General features: G+C 35.6%; 18 protein-coding genes. 5 read left to right on the top strand and 13 right to left on the bottom strand.

The window, feature by feature from the left end; translation table 11 throughout:
- Positions 1–64: 64 nt before the first annotated feature.
- From A9Q93_RS13885 to A9Q93_RS13875, 3 genes are all read left to right on the top strand, one after another.
- Complete coding sequence (locus A9Q93_RS13885; protein WP_303688001.1) at positions 65–3,085, top strand: T9SS type A sorting domain-containing protein; 3,021 nt, start codon at positions 65–67, stop codon at positions 3,083–3,085.
- A gap of 87 nt (positions 3,086–3,172) precedes the next feature.
- Complete coding sequence (locus A9Q93_RS13880; RefSeq protein WP_303687999.1) at positions 3,173–3,829, top strand: peptidoglycan-binding protein; 657 nt, start codon at positions 3,173–3,175, stop codon at positions 3,827–3,829.
- Between the two features lie 132 nt (positions 3,830–3,961).
- Entirely contained in the window at positions 3,962–4,534 is a 573-nt protein-coding gene (locus tag A9Q93_RS13875; protein ID WP_303687998.1) for a helix-turn-helix domain-containing protein, read from the top strand.
- A 58-nt stretch (positions 4,535–4,592) separates the two neighbouring features.
- Here the strand turns inward: A9Q93_RS13875 and A9Q93_RS13870 are convergent, their stop codons facing one another.
- From A9Q93_RS13870 to A9Q93_RS13840, 7 genes are all read right to left on the bottom strand, one after another.
- Positions 4,593–6,128, bottom strand: a complete 1,536-nt coding sequence (locus A9Q93_RS13870) for a bifunctional GNAT family N-acetyltransferase/carbon-nitrogen hydrolase family protein (RefSeq protein ID WP_303687997.1) — start codon at positions 6,126–6,128, stop codon at positions 4,593–4,595.
- A 170-nt stretch (positions 6,129–6,298) separates the two neighbouring features.
- Positions 6,299–6,973, bottom strand: coding sequence for a hypothetical protein (locus A9Q93_RS13865; protein ID WP_303687996.1), 675 nt, complete (start codon positions 6,971–6,973; stop codon positions 6,299–6,301).
- 3 nt (positions 6,974–6,976) lie between these two features.
- Positions 6,977–7,945 carry a deoxyhypusine synthase family protein gene (locus A9Q93_RS13860; protein ID WP_036582440.1) on the bottom strand — a complete coding sequence of 323 codons (969 nt, stop codon included), beginning with the start codon at positions 7,943–7,945 and terminating at the stop codon, positions 6,977–6,979.
- Positions 7,946–7,959: 14 nt separating this feature from the next.
- The gene (gene speB, locus A9Q93_RS13855) at positions 7,960–8,895 is read right to left on the bottom strand and encodes an agmatinase (RefSeq protein ID WP_303687995.1); all 936 of its coding nucleotides are present in this window, start codon (positions 8,893–8,895) and stop codon (positions 7,960–7,962) included.
- 49 nt (positions 8,896–8,944) lie between these two features.
- Positions 8,945–10,336 carry an arginine decarboxylase gene (locus A9Q93_RS13850; RefSeq protein ID WP_303687994.1) on the bottom strand — a complete coding sequence of 464 codons (1,392 nt, stop codon included), beginning with the start codon at positions 10,334–10,336 and terminating at the stop codon, positions 8,945–8,947.
- A 92-nt stretch (positions 10,337–10,428) separates the two neighbouring features.
- A complete protein-coding gene (locus tag A9Q93_RS13845; RefSeq protein WP_303687993.1) occupies positions 10,429–11,388 on the bottom strand; it encodes a pseudouridine synthase in 960 nt (319 codons plus the stop codon).
- A 130-nt stretch (positions 11,389–11,518) separates the two neighbouring features.
- The gene (locus tag A9Q93_RS13840) at positions 11,519–12,775 is read right to left on the bottom strand and encodes an ABC transporter permease (RefSeq protein ID WP_303687992.1); all 1,257 of its coding nucleotides are present in this window, start codon (positions 12,773–12,775) and stop codon (positions 11,519–11,521) included.
- 171 nt (positions 12,776–12,946) lie between these two features.
- Between A9Q93_RS13840 and A9Q93_RS13835 the strand changes: the two genes are divergently transcribed.
- Positions 12,947–14,011, top strand: a complete 1,065-nt coding sequence (locus A9Q93_RS13835; RefSeq protein WP_303687991.1) for a diphosphomevalonate/mevalonate 3,5-bisphosphate decarboxylase family protein — start codon at positions 12,947–12,949, stop codon at positions 14,009–14,011.
- Between the two features lie 2 nt (positions 14,012–14,013).
- Positions 14,014–14,952 carry a mevalonate kinase gene (locus tag A9Q93_RS13830; protein WP_303687990.1) on the top strand — a complete coding sequence of 313 codons (939 nt, stop codon included), beginning with the start codon at positions 14,014–14,016 and terminating at the stop codon, positions 14,950–14,952.
- Between the two features lie 108 nt (positions 14,953–15,060).
- On the opposite strand, the gene A9Q93_RS13825 is transcribed toward A9Q93_RS13830, so the two are convergent.
- The 6 genes from A9Q93_RS13825 to pepE form a co-directional block, all read right to left on the bottom strand.
- Complete coding sequence (locus A9Q93_RS13825) at positions 15,061–15,834, bottom strand: M48 family metalloprotease (protein WP_303687989.1); 774 nt, start codon at positions 15,832–15,834, stop codon at positions 15,061–15,063.
- A gap of 5 nt (positions 15,835–15,839) precedes the next feature.
- Positions 15,840–16,529, bottom strand: a complete 690-nt coding sequence (locus A9Q93_RS13820; protein ID WP_303687988.1) for a M15 family metallopeptidase — start codon at positions 16,527–16,529, stop codon at positions 15,840–15,842.
- Positions 16,526–16,981 carry a GNAT family N-acetyltransferase gene (locus A9Q93_RS13815; protein ID WP_303687987.1) on the bottom strand — a complete coding sequence of 152 codons (456 nt, stop codon included), beginning with the start codon at positions 16,979–16,981 and terminating at the stop codon, positions 16,526–16,528. Before A9Q93_RS13815 ends, A9Q93_RS13820 begins: the two co-directional genes overlap by 4 nt.
- Positions 16,978–17,523: a GNAT family N-acetyltransferase gene (locus A9Q93_RS13810; RefSeq protein WP_303687986.1), complete on the bottom strand. Its 546-nt coding sequence runs from the start codon at positions 17,521–17,523 to the stop codon at positions 16,978–16,980. The genes A9Q93_RS13815 and A9Q93_RS13810 overlap by 4 nt, the downstream gene beginning before the upstream one ends.
- Positions 17,520–17,801, bottom strand: coding sequence for a GNAT family N-acetyltransferase (locus tag A9Q93_RS13805; RefSeq protein WP_303687985.1), 282 nt, complete (start codon positions 17,799–17,801; stop codon positions 17,520–17,522). Before A9Q93_RS13805 ends, A9Q93_RS13810 begins: the two co-directional genes overlap by 4 nt.
- 17 nt (positions 17,802–17,818) lie before the next feature.
- Positions 17,819–18,361, bottom strand: a 543-nt coding sequence (gene pepE / locus A9Q93_RS13800) for a dipeptidase PepE (protein WP_303687984.1), incomplete at its 5' end; no start/stop codon positions are given.

Raw genomic sequence — 18,361 nt, 5'->3', positions numbered from 1 at the left:
TCTTCCATGGATTTATTTTTGTAAACCCTTGTCACTACTTACTTTCGCAGTCAAATTAATGATAGTGAATAGATTAATATTAGTATTATTAGGCTTATTTTCAATCAGTTTGACAGCTCAAAATGGTCCAGGTGGAGTTGGTGATTCATCCATCAATGGTCTTTGGTTAGATGCCAATACAATTGCAGTTTCTAATGGTGATCCTGTTCCTACTTGGAATGATACCTCAGGAAATGGTAATGATGCCTTTCAAACTGTAATATCTGATCAACCTTCATATATAGCAGCCTCTTCATTTAACTCATATCCAGCTTTAGACTTTAATAGATCTAGTTCTCAATGGATGCAGGTGGCAGATGCTCCAATTTTAGATGGAACTTCTTCTATCAATTATTTTGCAGTAGTAAGACCTACTAATTTAAGTGGTATCAATGCTATTGTTGCAAAGCGCAGAGAATATAGTGGTTTCAATTCAGATTATGCGTATACCTTTTTCTTTAATGGTACACCTCTCAATTTAGATATAAATACTGCAAACAATAGGTTCAATGCTTCTGGTTTTTCTTCAAATACAAATTATTTATTAAGCTTTGGATTTGATGGGGCACGATCATCTTCTTCAAGAAGTGTTATATCTAGAAATGGTGCGGTTATACGTACTAGTTCAGAGTCGTCAACAAGTATTATAGATTCTTCCTCTCCATTAACCATAGGTTTACTTAATGTAGCTGACGGTAGATATCTAGATGCAGAAATAGCTGAGATCATTCATTTTAATAGAGAATTAAACGCAACCGAATCTATCATTGTAAACAATTATTTATCAGCAAAATATGATATTTCTATAGCTTCAGCAATTGACTATTACACTCAGGATGATCCTGCAAATGGTGATTTTGATCATGATGTAGCTGGTATAGGTAGAGAACCAGGTACTTCTTTCCCTAGCGGACAACATTTAGATAGTCAGGGAACGGGAATCGTTCGTATATCATCTCCAACAAACATCGGTAGTGGTGATTATTTATTTTGGGGTAGAGATACAAAGAGTGGTGTTACTCCTAAATTTGTAATTAATACAGTTGACAACAATCTTATACTTGATACTAAATGGAGAGTTTCTAATGTGAGCAACGGCATAGGTGGAAATCTCAATTTTGAAATTGATCTAACAGGTGTTGTAGAACCGGACGGATGCGATGATTTACAGCTCATTATTGATAACGACAGTGATTTTAGTTCTCCTAAATTTCCTGAAACACTTTCATTATCTGGCACCATAGCAACTGCAATCACTGAAGTAGGTTTTGATGATGGAGATTATTTTACTATAGTTAGAAATAACGTTGTTATATATGATGGTACTACATGGTTCAATGGTTCGGGTTCTGGTAGTATACCAGATCTAACAGATAATTGTAAAGATCTATATATTCTTTCTGGACCTAGAGTAGACCTAGGAAATTTTAGTGTACGATCTATACAGCTATTTGGTAATGCTAGGCTGCGTGTAAACAATGATGAAGTTGCTATTGTAGAAAATGGCATTTTTATCGATACTAATGCTAGAATTATTTTACGTGGCAGGTCACAGTTAATACAAAACCATACTGGTGCTAATTTAAATTCTGGTGATGGAATTTTAAGGGCTAGACAACAAGGTACTGCTAATAGATACAACTATAATTTCTGGAGCAGTCCTGTCCATAGATCTGGTAACTGGCAATTACAGTACTTACAAAATGGAAATGGTCCTGTCTTATTTTCACCTATTTCAGAAGCAAATCCGTCAGCAGGAGATAATCCGCTTACATTGAGTGGACGATGGCTATACACTTACAATGGAGCTAGAAATGATTATAATGCATGGAATTATATAGGAGCTTCTGGAGCTATCCTTCCTGGAGAAGGTTACACTATGAAAGGTAGTGGAATAGGCACTGGAACCTATAATTATTTGTTTGATGGGACACCTAATAGTGGTGATATTTCTATTCCCGTTACTGCAAATGGATCTGTATTAGTAGGAAATCCATATCCTAGTGCGCTAGATATGAATCAATTCCTGTCTGATAATGCTGCAAATACTACTGCCACGGCATATTTCTATGAACAATTTGACACAAATAACTCTCACTTATTAAACGAGTATCAAGGTGGATATGCTACCAGAAACTTAATGATGGGAACACCAGCGACTGCAGACACAAGTGGTTTGACAAGTGGATTAGGTACTGCATCAAAACCTGCTCCTAATCAGTATACCGCAGTTGCACAAGGATTCTTTATGGACACTACTACAGGTGCTGATATTGTTTTTAACAATGATCAAAGAGATTTTGTGAGAGAAAACGATGCAACAGGTTCTGTCTTTTATAGAGCTTCAGGAAATTCAAACCCTGCATTAATAGGCGATTCTAGAACTACTATAACTCTTTCATTTAGTAAGCCTAATGCCTACGTAAAATACATAGGCTTGGGTTATGATTCAAGAGCAACATATGGTGTTGATAATGGATTTGACGCCATAGATAAGAATGATGAGCCCGATGGGATGAGATGGTATCTCAATCAAGAGGATTATATCATACAGGCACTACCACAATTTAATAAGGCAGATGTACTTCCTTTGCGATTTAATATTGAAAATGCAGGTAATTACACCATAGGTATAGAAAGTGTGAAGAACGATCCTGGTAATTTACAAATTTATTTATTCGATCAATTAACTGGCGTAGAATATAAACTAAATGATGGTCCAGTGAATTTAACTTTGCCTATCTTGAATCAAGTAAGTGATCGTTTTTCCATTCGTTTTGAATCTATAGCTACTTTGACTGTAGAAACTACAGCGTTAGAAAACGTTAGCGTTCAATTTTTGAATAGAGAATCTGTACTGGAAATTAGGAACGCTACAAATTTATCAATAGAAAAAGCACAAGTCTTTAGTATGAATGGTCAGTTGCTTCATATCATTAACGAGCCTAAAACTCACACAGGCTTGAACCTCTCTTCTGGAATTTATATCGTGCAGTTGATGACTCAAAACGGACTGCAAAAAAGCGAGAAGTTCATTGTAGAATAGTAGGATTTTTGTTCCGCTTTCGCGAAAGCGAAATAAATACATTCTTCATCTAGGATTACTATCTTTGACATCACAAAGAGAGTAATTATGAAGCAAGTCATCATTTTTTTATTAGTACTAATACTGGGATTCTTAGTCTATGATTTTTACAAAGACTGGGAACGTTTTCATGCACCTAACTATTTCTACGAGTCTAGTGATGAGGTGGATCTGAATTATTATGATAAAATGACAGTATGGGATTATGAAGAGGCAATTCAAGACTTGAATACCTATGTGAAATTACAGTGGACTGCAAATGATATAGACGTACGATCTCCCGAAAAGGATAATCTAGAAACTCAAAATGCTGTAAAGGGCTATGCACAGAAACTAGCCAAAGTCAAATACCTAGAAAAAAAGTTAGTTTCCTCTGCAATTCACAAAGCAGAAGGTTTAACTAATGCTGAAATTAAAAAGATCAATTCAAACGATTTTAAATCAAAATCTGCTCCAGATGATGATCCTAAACAAATTTTAAAACAATTATTTAGTGATCAATCAGCCATAAGCAAAAAATTAGGTTCTAGAAGTGCTCTAATTTACGAGACGCAAAAATTATTAGTCGCTAAAGGTTATGCCATTCCATTAGACGGTGTTTTTGCTCAAATCACCAGTACCGCACTAGCAGATTTTGAATCAAAAAACAATCTTTTCCCAGATGGGAAAATAGATATACTAACTTTTGAGGCTTTATTAAAGTAGTTTTTAAGGTATTGTATTTCAGAGTTTTGACATGTTTGTCATAAGAATGACGTAAACAAGTCTGCACTATAATTTGTTCTTCAAATGACTTCATTCTTAGGTTTGTTTCACTAATTTTAATTCATGAAAAAGATGAACCCAGTAGGTACTAAAATCAAAGAAATACGTCTCAAAAAGGGTATGTCTCAAGAGGAGCTTGCGACAGAATCTCAAGTCAGTTTACGAACCATTCAACGTATCGAGAACAATGAAAATGAACCTCGAGGTAAAACAATGCAGCTTATTTGTGAAACGCTGGATATTAACATTGAAGAGTTGCTTGATTACGGTAAGCATGAAGATCATCAGTTTTTAATGTTTTTTCATTTGTCGGTTTTAGCGGGCGTATTTATTCCAATCGGGAATATTCTTTTACCTCTAATTCTATGGATGACTAAAAAAGATAAAATTCAAGGCTTGCAGAAAATAGGAGCGAGGTTGCTTAATTTTCAGATTGTTTGGACTTTACTTTCATATCTATTGCCTGTAATTATAGTTGGCTCGCAATTTTTTAATAAAGAGTTAATACCGTTAAGTGTGCGTTCTGTGGTGTATATTTATTTTATAATTAGCCTTATAAATTATGTCTTTTCCATAATTTTCGCTTTAGCAAATCGAAGCGGTAAAAAAATCACCTATCCAAGTATTATTCCTATGATTAAATAAAAAAAGGTTTCTTATGCTTTATAAGAAACCCTTTTACAATTTTAATTTTAGGCAAGGCTTACTTTTTACTCACCTCATATAAATCAGTCCTGCGGTCTTTTAAATTCTTAACTGCGCCGTAATTGTGCAGTTCTTTTAATAAATCTAGATCTACATCGGCCACAAGAATCATTTCTGTATTGGCTGTAGCTTCTGCCTTAACGCCATTTGATGGGAAAGCAAAATCACAAGGCGTGAATACAGCACTTTGCGCATAAGAAATATCCATGTTTTCTACCGCAGGTAAATTCCCTACGCTACCTGCTATCGCTACATAACATTCATTCTCTACCGCTCTAGCTTGAGAGCAAAGGCGTACACGAGCATAAGCATTTTGTGTATCTGTCAAGAATGGTACAAAAAGAATTTGCATCCCTTCTTGTGCCATAATACGACTCAATTCTGGGAATTCACTGTCATAGCAAATCAAGATTCCTATTTTACCACAATCGGTGTCAAAAGTCTGGATCATACTTCCACCTTGTAATCCCCATACTTTTTGCTCATCTGGCGTCACATGTATTTTTTCATAACGTCCTATCGTTCCATCGCGACGGCACAAATTCCCAACATTGTACAATTGTCCATCAATAATTTCAGGCATGGAACCTGTAATAATGTTGATATTATATTTAATGGATAATTCAGAAAACTTGTTTCTTATCATCTTAGTATATTTTGCTAGTTCTCTAATAGAATCACTAACACTCAACTTATTGTAAGCAGCCATTAAAGGCGCGTTAAAATACTCCGGGAATAAAGCAAAATCAGATCTGTAGGCAGCTACCGCATCTACAAAGTATTCTACTTGTTGCATCAACTCATCAAAACCAGAATAAGGGCGCATTTGCCACTGGATTAATCCTAACCGTACCGTGCTTTTTAATGCTGTGGTTTCTGTAACTGGTTTTGTATAGTAAATATTATCCCATTCTAGTAATACCGCATATTCCATAGAGGCTTTATCACCATCCAGATAGTTTTTAAGAACACGAGAAACATGGAAGTCGTTTGATAATTGAAAGTTTAGGACAGAGTCTGTAATCTCTTTATTGCGCACTTTTTCAATGTACTCCTTAGGCGTCATATCACTCGCGTGATTATGATAGTTAGGAATACGACCGCCAAAGGCAATACCTCTTAAATTCAAATTCTCACACAGCTCTTTACGGTAATCATATAAACGACGACCTAATCGCATACCGCGATATTGTGGTTTTATAAATACCTCAATTCCATAAAGTACATCACCATCATCATCGTGCGTGGTGAACTTGTAATTTCCGGTTACTTGCTCATAAGTGTACTGACCACTGAAATCGTTATACTTTACCACTATAGAAAGCGCACAAGCTACGATCTCTTCATTCACTTTGAGGACAACTTGACCTTCTGGGAATTTATCTATAAGCGTTTTGATCTGTTCTTCTCGCCAGTAAGAATCTGGTAGATTACTATAAGAATCTATCATTGCATGTTTCAACTCTTCATAATCCTTAAGCTGTAAAAACTCCAGATTTAAGTTGTCTATCTTACTCATATTTATATCACTCATGATGTGTTACTTATATTTAAATGTAATTGTAAGTCATTAATATTTCACAATTGAAACGTTAATATTTAAAGCATAAAAAACCTGTAAACCGCTATGTGTTGAGCAACTTACAGGTTTTGATTTTTGTTCCGCTTTCGCGAAAGCGAAGCCTAATATTTATTAAATCAAAATTAACCGCAATTAGAATTATAAAGTTCAACAATCTCCTTTAAATCTTTCTTTTTGAGTTCACGTTCTTCAAGTTGAACAACTACGGCAGGACAGTCACCAAAATATTTAGAAGCTCTTTTTTTAAAGCCTTTAAAGAGACTTATTTGATTAATCAATTTTGCTTCTTCATTTTCTTTTTGAACATATAACTCATTGTGCGTCATCCAATAATTATGATACATAGGAATATTTGTGCCTGTTTGATTCATAGGTCCGATAGCTCCTTGTGCATTTACGGTTCTGCCGTATAAGGAAATCGGTCCCACAACAATTTCTTCCATAAAGCATTTTTTGACCTTCTTTTTCCGTTTTTTATTTATTACTGGTACGTATTTAGCTGTTCTAGTGTTTTCTATTTTCTCACCATCTACCTTTTCTGTAAAAGAGATTGTAAAGACTATTTGTGATACTTCTGAAATATCATATTTAGTTTTTTTGGAACCTTTCTTTAACCTGAATTTTACTCTTTCCTTATGTTTAACAATACTTCCTACGCCACTATTTTGCATAGGTATGCTAGCTTCTCCTGTTAAAGTTTTTCCATTATTGAGACTTACAACCGCAGGAGTCCAACCATATTGAGCGTAGATTAAATTGGAAACTAATAAACTAACGATTAAAATAATATTTCTCATAAATTACATCTCTAATAAATAAGCAAAGATCAATGGTGCTACTATGGTCGCATCACTTTCTACAATAAATTTAGGTGTGTCTTGATCTAGTTTTCCCCAAGTGATTTTTTCATTAGGTACGGCTCCAGAATAACTTCCATAACTGGTCGTTGAATCAGATATCTGACAGAAGTAACTCCAAAACGGCGTGTCGGTACGTTCCATATCTTGATACAACATAGGCACTACACAAATAGGGAAATCTCCTGCGATTCCACCACCTATCTGGAAGAAACCGATTCCTTTCTGTGAGTTGTCAGTATACCAGTCTGCAAGGAAAGTCATGTACTCGATACCGCTTTTTACAGTACTTGCTTTTAACTCGCCTTTTAATACATAACTGGCAAAAATATTACCCATCGTACTGTCTTCCCAGCCTGGAACGACGATTGGTAAGTTAGCTTTGGCAGCGGCATACATCCATGAGTTCTCAATAGGGATTTCATAATACTGTTCTAGGACACCACTTAAAAGTAGTTTGTACATATATTCATGCGGGAAATAACGCTCGCCTTTTGCCTCTGCATCTTTCCATATTTTTACGATGTGTTCTTGTAATCTTCTAAAAGCCTCTTCTTCTGGAATACATGTGTCGGTTACACGGTTGAGTCCTTTTTCTAGTAAATCCCATTCGTCTTGCGGTGTTAAGTCGCGATAATTAGGCACTCTCTTATAGTGGCTGTGCGCTACTAGATTCATCAAGTCTTCTTCTAGGTTGGCACCTGTACAAGAAATGATATGTACTTTATCCTGACGAATCATCTCGCCAAAAATCTTTCCAATCTCTGCAGTACTCATTGCTCCAGCAAGTGAAACTAGCATTTTAGAGCCTTGGTTTAATTGTGCTTCATAACCTTTTGCAGCGTCTACTAGTGCAGCGCTGTTAAAGTGTAAGAAGTAGTTTTCTATAAAATCAGTAATAGGTTTTCCCATGATGTTTTTGAAGATTAATCTTCTATGTTTTTCATTTTTTTTAATCCAGATTTGGTAAAAGCATTATTTGCTTCATAACCATCTTCTCCTTCTAGAGCAATGTCTTTAAATTTATAGCTCAGCATTTTATAATATAGTTTTGCAGCAAGAAAATCTGATGATTTCTCTGATGGATTAGGACATAATTCAACAATGTCAAAACCTACCACGTTCTTCTCTGCAAATACCATTTTTAAGAAATCTAATGTTTCATACCAGAAGAGCCCACCAGGTTCAGGCGTGCCCGTAGATGGACATATCGATGGGTCAAAAGCATCTAAATCGATGGTAATAAATACATTTTCTGTAAGTGCTTCAGTAGCTTTCTCTTGCCAGTAGTCATCTTGAACCATTTCATGTGCAGAAAATATTTTATCGTCATCATTAATACCTACTTCTATACTATCCATAGAGCGTATTCCTACCTGCACTAGGTTTGTTTTCTGACTTGCTTCATAAACGGCGCAGGCGTGATTACAACTACTACCATCGTATTCTTTTCTTAAGTCTGCATGAGCGTCTATTTGTAAAACACTTAGATTTTCATACATATCGTTAAAGGCGCGTATGCTTCCGATAGAAATAGAATGTTCTCCACCGAAAAGGGTTACAAACTTATTTTTCTTGATATACTTTTTAGCAGTTGCGTGAACGGCATCTACCATTGCTTCTGGCGAGCTATTTTCTGTAACAGGATTTGCAAGAAAGACTCCATGATGATACACTTCTGTATCCGTTTCAATATCGTATAATTCCATATTTGCACTGGCGTCTAGAAAAGCTTCTGGTCCTTTATCTGCGCCTTTTTGCCAGGTGCTTGTTCCATCATAAGGAACTGGAATTAAAACGATTGATGCATTATCGATTCCAGCATATTCATCTGGAATTCCTGCATAGTTTGAATTACTCATGTCTTGAAATTAAAAGTTTGTTTTAAAGTTAATCGATTTATATAAAATATTAATATCCTAATATATCTAGCATTTGTTCTGAGCTTTGTTGCTCTTTAAAAACTCTAGTTTGTATAGCGCCATTTTCATCGCGGTCTATTAAAATATGTTTAGGTGCTGGTATTAAACAGTGTTGTATACCGCCATATCCACCTATGCTTTCTTGATATGCTCCAGTATTAAAAAAGCCTATGTAAAGCGGTCTATCCTTATGATATTTGGGTAAATAGATAGCGTTAACGTTTTGCTCGCTGTTGTAATAGTCATCACTATCGCAAGTTAGTCCACCTAATAATACACGCTCATATTCCTCATTCCAGCGGTTTAAGGCTAGCATAATAAAGCGTTTACTTATTGCCCACGAGTCTGGTAAGGTTGTGATAAATGAACTATTAATCATATTCCACTTTTCACGATCATTTTGTTGTTTTTGATACAACACTTTGTAGATCGCACCACCACTTTCACCTACTGTAAAAGAACCGAATTCTGTAAAAATATGTGGTACGTCCACATCTGCCTCATCACACACCTGCTTTATTTGAGTTACAATCTCATTAATCATGTACTCATAGTCAAATTCAAATGCAAGTGAGTTCTTAATCGGGAAACCACCACCTATATTGAGACTGTCTAATGAAGGGCATATTTTCTTAAGGCTTATGTATACTTTGAGACATTTGTGTAATTCATTCCAGTAATATGCGTTATCACGTATTCCGGTATTAATGAAAAAATGAAGCATCTTAAGAGATACCTGTTGGTTCTCCTGAATCTGATTTTTATAGAAAGAAAGAATGTTTTTATAACCTATGCCTAAACGACTGGTATAAAATTCAAACTTTGGCTCTTCCTCACTGGCAATGCGTATTCCTACTTTAAACTTCTTATCAGTAACATTAGTTAATAAGTTCAGTTCTTCGTAGTTGTCAATGATAGGAATACAATTCTTGTGACCAGAGTTGATCAAATCTGCAATATTATCTATGTACTTTTCACGTTTAAAACCATTACTGATGATATAGGTGTCGTCTTTAATTTTACCTTCAGCTTTCAGGCTTTTAATAATATCTATATCAAAAGCACTGCTGGTTTCTAGATGTATATCATTACTTAATGCCGTATCAAGTACATGTTTAAAGTGTGAGCTTTTTGTACAATAGCAATAGTGATATTTTGCTTTGTAATCCGCTTTCGCGAAAGCGTCATTAAACCATTTCTGTGCACGCTGAATATTATCAGAGATCTTAGGTAGATATGTAAATTTTAAAGGAGAGCCGTACTGCTCAACTAGGGCCATGAGATCAATATCATGAAATTTTAATTGCCCTTTATTCAATTCAAACTCCTCAGTAGGAAAGAAGTACGTTTGATCTATGAGATCAATGTATTTTGTATTCAATATGTAAACTAATATAATTTATTAAGCAACCACTCAATTTTTGGGTTGATTAAATGTAAACAAGTTGAAGTTAATACAATGTTAATTTATCACTATATCATTTTGAGATTGATCACCTCTTGTTCAGTTAATTTACGGTAGTGGCCTCGAGGTAAATCTTTTTTTGTTAAACCTCCTAAAACAACTCTATCTAGGACCTTAACTTCATAACCTACAGCAGTAAACAAATTTTGAACGATGTTGTCCTTACCACTAAAGATCTCTATACCTATCTCGTTATTTTTACCGTTTTCTATATAATTAATATCCTTGATCTCAATTATTTCTTTATCGATCATTATGCCTTTACGCAATTGCATTAAGTGTTCATGCTTGAAACTACGGTCCAAAGCAACTTGATATATTTTACGTAATGGTTGTTTAGGGTTATTCAACTTATTTGCAAGTTCTAGGTCATTTGTAAAAAGCATAAGCCCTAGGGAAGCACGACCTAATCTACCTACAAAGTGCAAGCTGTTAGGACTGGCATTTTCCATAAGATCAAGAACTGACTTTGAAGAGCGTTCTCCTTTGCGAGGCGAGTTGAAACCTTTAGGTTTATTAAGGATGAAGTATTCTTTCTTAGTAGGCTGTATAGGACGATCGTCAAATCTTACTTCATCACCAGGCATAACTTGATAACCCATTTCTGTAACAGGTTTACCGTTTACAGAAACACTTCCTGCTTTAATATAAATATCTGCATCACGACGGCTACACAATCCAGAATTTGCGATGTATTTATTTAATCTGACGCCGTCTTTATTAGTTTTTCTTTTGGAGAAACTCTCTGCTTTTTTACGTTCTATGTACTGTTTTTTTGTAACAGGATTTCCAGATCGTGAGGTGCCTACCACTTGATTTTTACCACCGCGAGTGGTTTTACGTTCATCACCATCTTTGCTTGACGGAAAAGATTTTCCTTTGCGGTCATTACTATTTTTATTAGCAGCACTTTTACCGTCGCGGCGTCCTTTACCTTTATTCTTTGATCCTTCGCTACCTCTATTCATCGTATTCAAATTTTTTGCAAAGATAGCTTTTTAGAGTTTTGAAAATCAATAGAGAATACAATTATCCATAAAACTATATAATCCATTAATGGACTGAAATTTTGATAGGTCTATAAATTAAGAATATATCTTACATTCCTGTTCTTATAGCTTCTACAGGATCAAGTTTTGCAGCAATAATGGCAGGGACTATACCTGCAATTAAACCTATCGTCGCACTTATAGATGTACCGAGTAGTACATTAGAGCTAGACAGTACAAAAGTAAAATCTTCTGTAACGCTGTTTGCAATTATACTAGCTATCCAGACAAACAATAAGCCAAAGAGCCCGCCAAATAAAGCTAGGATAATAGATTCAAATAAAAACTGGGAAAGAATAAAACGTCTTTTAGCACCTAGGGACTTTTGTATACCTATTAAGTTAGTACGTTCTTTAACGCTTACAAACATGATATTTGCGATTCCAAAACCACCTACCAAAACAGAAAAGCCAGCAATCACAGCGCCTACTAAGGTAAGTGTGCTTGTTACAGTGTCCAGTAAGTCTGATAATCCTTTTATAGGGTTTATGAAAAATGTGCTTAGTTCGCCATCTTTTAAACCACGGTAAATTCTTAATTTTTGCTCAAGAGTTGCAATAAATTCATCCTGATCAACATCCTTTTTAGGTTTTACAATTACTGCAGGAAGCCTCGATCTATTATTATCTCCATAGATTTTTCTAACAAAACTTACTGGAACATAAGCGCTACCGTCTTTAGGCGGCCCGACGCTCAATCCTTGACCTACTTTTTCTAATACACCTATTACAGTAAATTTATTACCATAAAGTCGTATACGTTTACCTATAGGGTCACTATCACCGAAAAGGCTTTTTGCAACCTCATACCCCAAAACGGTAACTGGACTACCATTATTAGACTCTGCGCCATTAAAAAAACGACCATCCTCAAGTTTGAGGTTTTCAATGTCATAATAACTATCAGTTCCTGGTATAATATTTACATTAGTTGCAGTATTGTCTTCAAATTTTATGTTCTCTGGAGCAGAAAAAATTGTGTACGTAATTACATCAATATCTTCCATGCTACTTTCTAGCATTTGATATTCATCATAAGAAATATTAGGAAAATTCTCGTACTGATAAGGCTCTAATTGTGTTGGCCCAAAAGATTGCCTAGTCACATAAATCGTAGAAATATCCAGTGAGCTCAATCCGTCTTTAAATTCTTTTTCTAAAGAATCGACTGCCGCAAGAATACTGATAATCGCAAAAATTCCGATAGTTACACCTAGTAAGGATAAAAATGTACGCAGCAAATTGGTGCGCAAGGCATTCAATGCAAAAAAGAAACTTTCCTTTAAAACTCTTAGATAAATGAGCATGAATTGGCTTTAATTTTTTTAGCTAGTTAAAATAGGCTTTCTCATTGGACAAGATAATGGTAGAAATGTTACAATAAAAATGGTTTAATGTTACGCTTTCGCGAAAGCGGACTCTCAACCATCTTAAAACCGTATTTCCTATCTTATATTTGTAAACTAAATGTAACACTTTTGGAAGATAATTTTAAACTAACGAGTTCTTTGGACTTAAAGCAGTCCATGGTAACTAAATGGCAAGCGCCGTCTAATATTGCACTGGTTAAATACTGGGGTAAATACGGAATGCAATTACCGGCAAACCCTTCTTTAAGTTTTACATTAAATCAGTGTCGCACGATTACTAAAGTAAATGTGAAAACTGGAGAGCATGGTTTTTCTATAAGTTATGATGGAGTAGAAAAACCGGAGTTTGCACCTAAGATCAAGGCCTACTTTGAGCGCATTCAAGATTACTGCCCTTGGATTTTAGATTACTATTTTGAGATAGATACACATAATACGTTCCCGCACAGCTCTGGAATAGCAAGTAGTGCCAGTAGTATGGCTGCGCTGAGTGCTTGCGTGATGGATTTTGAAGCGCAACTAACAGGTCAAGCTATAGATTATCATAAAATGTCTTTTCTTGCACGCTTAGGCTCAGGAAGTGCTTGTCGTAGTTTAAAAGGTGAAGCTGTACAATGGGGCGAGCATAAAAATACTGCTGACGGATCTAATTATTATGGAGTTGATAAGAGTGATTTGTTGAATCCTATTTTTCAAGACTATCAAGACACTATTTTATTAGTAGATAAGGGAGAAAAGGTCGTGAGTTCTACCGTAGGCCATGATTTAATGAACGATCATGCTTATGCATCAAGAAGGTTTGAACAAGCTCATGAAAATCTTGCAACCTTGAAAACTGCTTTAAAAGAAGGAGATTTAGAGACATTTATTAAGATTACAGAAAGTGAGGCGCTTACCTTGCATGCGATGATGATGACTTCTCATCCTTATTTCATTTTGATGAAACCTAATACGCTGTCGATCATAGAAGCTATATGGGCTTATAGAAAAGAAACGGAAATACCAGTCTGTTTCACACTAGATGCAGGAGCAAACGTTCACATGTTATATCCTAAAAAATATAAAGATAGCGTCGATAAGCTGATTAACAACAAATTGGCGCAATATTGTCAAAACTCTCATTATATTTGTGATGAAATAGGCACAGGCGCAACTAAGGTGCAAACCTCTTGATTATGAAAGGACCATTATTTTATTCTAAGATTTTACTTTTTGGGGAATACGGTATCATTAAAGATTCTAAAGGTCTTTCTATACCATATAATTTTTATAAAGGAGCCCTAAAAATTAGCACCGATTTATCAGATCAAGCTGCGCAATCTAATAAAAATTTAGAACGACTTGCTACTCATATTGAAACACTACAAGAAACTGATCAAGAATTTCCGAGATTTGATATCGCGAGTTTAAAAAGCGATGTAGAAGCTGGAATGTATTTTGACTCTAGCATACCTCAAGGTTATGGAGTAGGAAGTAGTGGCGCGTTAGTAGCCGCTATTTATGATAAATATGCCATTGATAAAATCACGGTTCTTGAAAATCTTACAAGAGAGAAATTACTCGTTTTGAAAGATATCTTCGGTAAAATGGAGAGCTTTTTTCACGGTAAGAGTTCAGGATTAGATCCGCTTAATTCTTATTTGAGTTTACCTATACTTATCAATTCTAAAGAAGATATTGAGCCAGCAGGAATTCCATCGCAACTTGCGACAGGAAAAGGAGCTGTTTTTCTTTTAGATAGTGGTATAGTAGGAGAGACCGCACCTATGGTAAATATCTTTATGGAGAATATGAAGCAAGAAGGCTTCCGTTCTATGTTAAAAGACAAATTTGTGAAGTACACAGATATGTGTGTGGAAGATTTCTTAAGTGGCGATGTAAAAGGACTTTTCGGTAACGTTAAGAAACTTTCTCATGTGGTTTTAGATAACTTTAAGCCTATGATTCCTTCTCAATTCCATGAATTATGGAAAAAAGGATTAGATACTGGAGACTATTATTTGAAATTATGTGGTTCTGGCGGTGGTGGTTATATCCTAGGATTTACTGAAGATCTAGAAAAAGCAGAAAAGACTCTTGAAGACTATAAACTAGAAGTTGTTTATTCTTTCTAACAGAAACTTTATTATATAAAAAAACGCTCAATTTAAAAGTTGAGCGTTTTTTATGGACGTAAAACTTTCCTTTCCTTTCTATAAATTAAATTTCATTAAAACGCTGGATTAAGCTTTTCTATAAAACTCAATGGCTTCTTTAATGCGTTCAATGCGGTTTTCTGGATCTGGATGAGTACTTTGAAATTCTGGCGTGCGGTTAGGGCCACCGGCAGCTTTAAGAATTTTCATAACGCCTATCATCTCGTATGGATCAAAGCCAGCATCCATCATCATTTTAACACCTAGTTCATCACTTTGTAGCTCATCATCACGCCCATATTTCATCGTTAGCATTTGTGCAATGGCAGCTGCTGCTTCACCACCGCTACCATCAGTTCCTACACTTACTCCAGTAATAACTCCTTGTGCTAGCCCTTGCTGGCTCATTCTTTGTGCACTATGTTTGGCAACGACATGACCTATTTCATGACCTAACACGCCCGCTAGTTGATCTACATTTTCCAGTTGTTGATATAAGGCGTAGGTTATAAAACACTGTCCACCTGGTAAAGCAAATGCATTGATGGTTCTATCATCTGCTAGCAAGTGAAAATCATATTGATAATTGGTACTTTTACCTATACTGCTGTTCACTAATTTTGCTCCTACAGCATCTACAATATCTTGATATTCTTGGTTAGGGTAAAGACCACCATGCTGCTCGATCATGCTAGGTGTGGCTTGAAGTCCTAGTGCAATTTCTTCGTCAATGGTTAAGTCTATATATTGTTTTTCGCCAGTGTGTTCATTAGTCTCTGCGCTCCCGAAATACTTAATTACCGCAAATGCGACAATGGCTACTCCTATGAATAACTTTAATTTTCCGCCTCCTCGTCTCATTTGCTTTAATTTTTAAGTAAAGGGTTTACACCTTTTATGTGTTCTTCTAGATAACGCTGGATTCTTTGATCGCTAATTTTATCCATTCCCATGATATTTTCAGATCTTAAGAAAGATAGTAAATCTATGTGTTTAAGGTAGTTGTTATACCGCTTTCGCGAAAGCGGAACATAACTATAATGCCACGGCTCGTATTTAAAGCCAGTGCGCCTATCATTCATAGTGTAAACTAATTCAAAACCATGTGCAGAAGCGTTTTTTTCCATCCAATCTTTGAGCTTGCAAAAAGGACCAGTACCATGAAATTTTGACGGAACCAAAACGTCGCCGTTATAGTTTGCGTTTGTATCAATGATATCTATGTCAGTACCCCAATGATGCCTTGAAGTCCCTGGAACAGTGCTGTATTCCACGATTTTATCAAAAATGGCATCAGGTTCAAGACCTTGAGACTCGTACTTTTTATACTTACGATTCCAGATTTGAGTCTGTCGCTTAAAGCTTCTATAACCAGAAACGACGCTTATTTGAATACCGTTTTTTGCTGCGTCTTCTTTCATTAAATTAAACGCAATTTGTACTTCTTTCTCTAGCAGGTTTTTGGGATTAGGACTTTGCCCGGTCAGTTTTTCTATATCAACCTTTTGTGGTTGAAACAAGAGCAGTAATAATAAAAATGCACAAGATCTCATCATAATAATTTCATCATTTTGTGATGGTCGCCCACTTGAGGAATCATAAAAGGTTCGCTAACGATTTCATATCCCATTTTTTCATAAAAAGAAATCGCATTTACTCTTGCATTAAACCAGAGCCCTTGTACCTGTTTATCTTTGAGGAGCTTTTCTGCATGTTTTAAAAGCTTTTTTCCTACTCCTTTTCCTTGAGCTATTTCTAGTACAGCCATGCCTCGCAATTGATAACAATGATGTAGTTTGATGTGTTTGATTTGCTCTAAGTCAATATCTTTATTCATTAAAAATGTAGCAACACCTATAATTTTATCTTTTTCAAAGGCTCCTAAATGGAATGTAGTACCAAGCTCATCGCCTGAAAAACGACAGTCTTCTACAGGTCTTCCTTTACGTAAAACAGCATGCCTTACTGGGTAGGTTTCTCTTGAGGTAATAGGAATTATTTGTATCATTTTTTAACAGTGTTAAAATAATGATTTTTATTTATTTGATAATGTCTTCCTGGTTCTCTTTCTTCCCAATAAAACCTGTGCTCTAAACTCATGCCTAAACGTCGTGCAACTTTTTGAGAACTGTAATTTAATTCATGTACTTGTGCGACAAGAATATCTAGTTGATGATCCTCAAAGCCATGTCTTACCACTTCTATTCCAGATTCTGTGGCGTAGCCATGACCCCAATATTTTCTCATGAATCGATATCCTATATCTACAAAATCGGCGCTTTTGTGATATTTAAGTCCTGACCATCCTAAAAACGCATCATCTGACTTTCTTATGACAGCGATTCTTCCCATGTGATATAATTGGTACTGACTGTTCTTATTTGTATTATAATCTATAGCAAATTCTTGCGCTGCTTCTAGATCTTTAAAAGGAACGTCACCAGTATACCGCATCACTTCTTCATCGTTATTGAGTTCAAACAAATAGGGTGCGTCCTCTTTTATAAAGGGACGTAGATAGAGACGATCTGTTTCTAGTTCAAGTTTCATACTCTTACATCGTTCCAGTCTTGATTCTTGTCAAAAAGAACCTCTGCAAATGGACATAGCGGATTAATCTTATGGCCGTTTTCTTTTGCATACTCATAACTGCGTTCTACAAGTTTACTGCCGAGTCCTTTTCCTTCTTTCTTACGATCTACCTCTGTATGATCAATGGTCATGACATTATCATTTAATGAATAAGTCAATTCTGCTATGGTATTATCATTTTCTTTGATGTAAAAAATACCTCTAGATTCGTTGTGATTGTGTTTTATGGAGTTCATATTTAGAAAGTTTAATTTTATAGTTGTGCAAAGTTATAACCTGTAGCAACTTCTATTGCTATTTGATCTTTTTTAAAAATCCTAGCGGTAAGATTACCACAAAGAATCTCTTCTTTTCCTTCTACTCTGATGTAGCTACCTTCACGTAAACCTACCACAGGTAGTGAGTTGTATGCATGAAACTCTTTAATTCTTTGTTCGCGAGTTTCGCCCATATGAGTTGATGAAGGATCAGGATCAAGATAATGTGCATTAATATTATAACCTATGGCTCCGGTAGTTTTGAAACTAGAAGGCATCACTATAGGCATGTCATTTGTGTTTCTCATATTCAGACCACAAATATTGCTTCCGGCACTCGTTCCTATATAAATAGCTCCATCGTACATCTTCTTGCGTAAGGGAACCATTAAATTTAAATCGTGAAGCATTTTAACAAGAACAAAAGTATTGCCTCCACCAGTAAAGATCGCTTTTGCATCTTCCAGCGCTTGTTTAGGATCGGCAAATTCATGGATTCCTTTTACTTCAGTATCAGTGTTTGCAAACGCCGTTTTTAC

The organism is Nonlabens dokdonensis, assembly GCF_002162835.1.
Taxonomy (GTDB): Bacteria; Bacteroidota; Bacteroidia; order Flavobacteriales; family Flavobacteriaceae; genus Nonlabens; species Nonlabens dokdonensis_B.
Note: the sequence above shows the minus strand (reverse complement) of the source record. Positions and strands in the feature narration are given on the sequence as shown.

Coding starts and splice junctions, on each gene's coding strand:
- A9Q93_RS13845 (WP_303687993.1), bottom strand. CDS start 11,388: ATGAATAGAGGTAGCGAAGGATCAAAGAATAAAGGTAAAGGACGCCGC.
- A9Q93_RS13870 (WP_303687997.1), bottom strand. CDS start 6,128: ATGAGTGATATAAATATGAGTAAGATAGACAACTTAAATCTGGAGTTT.
- A9Q93_RS13875 (WP_303687998.1), top strand. CDS start 3,962: ATGAACCCAGTAGGTACTAAAATCAAAGAAATACGTCTCAAAAAGGGT.
- A9Q93_RS13825 (WP_303687989.1), bottom strand. CDS start 15,834: ATGAGACGAGGAGGCGGAAAATTAAAGTTATTCATAGGAGTAGCCATT.
- A9Q93_RS13805 (WP_303687985.1), bottom strand. CDS start 17,801: ATGAACTCCATAAAACACAATCACAACGAATCTAGAGGTATTTTTTAC.
- A9Q93_RS13810 (WP_303687986.1), bottom strand. CDS start 17,523: ATGAAACTTGAACTAGAAACAGATCGTCTCTATCTACGTCCCTTTATA.
- A9Q93_RS13820 (WP_303687988.1), bottom strand. CDS start 16,529: ATGATGAGATCTTGTGCATTTTTATTATTACTGCTCTTGTTTCAACCA.
- A9Q93_RS13840 (WP_303687992.1), bottom strand. CDS start 12,775: ATGCTCATTTATCTAAGAGTTTTAAAGGAAAGTTTCTTTTTTGCATTG.
- A9Q93_RS13880 (WP_303687999.1), top strand. CDS start 3,173: ATGAAGCAAGTCATCATTTTTTTATTAGTACTAATACTGGGATTCTTA.
- A9Q93_RS13815 (WP_303687987.1), bottom strand. CDS start 16,981: ATGATACAAATAATTCCTATTACCTCAAGAGAAACCTACCCAGTAAGG.
- A9Q93_RS13865 (WP_303687996.1), bottom strand. CDS start 6,973: ATGAGAAATATTATTTTAATCGTTAGTTTATTAGTTTCCAATTTAATC.
- A9Q93_RS13830 (WP_303687990.1), top strand. CDS start 14,014: ATGAAAGGACCATTATTTTATTCTAAGATTTTACTTTTTGGGGAATAC.
- speB (WP_303687995.1), bottom strand. CDS start 8,895: ATGAGTAATTCAAACTATGCAGGAATTCCAGATGAATATGCTGGAATC.
- A9Q93_RS13860 (WP_036582440.1), bottom strand. CDS start 7,945: ATGGGAAAACCTATTACTGATTTTATAGAAAACTACTTCTTACACTTT.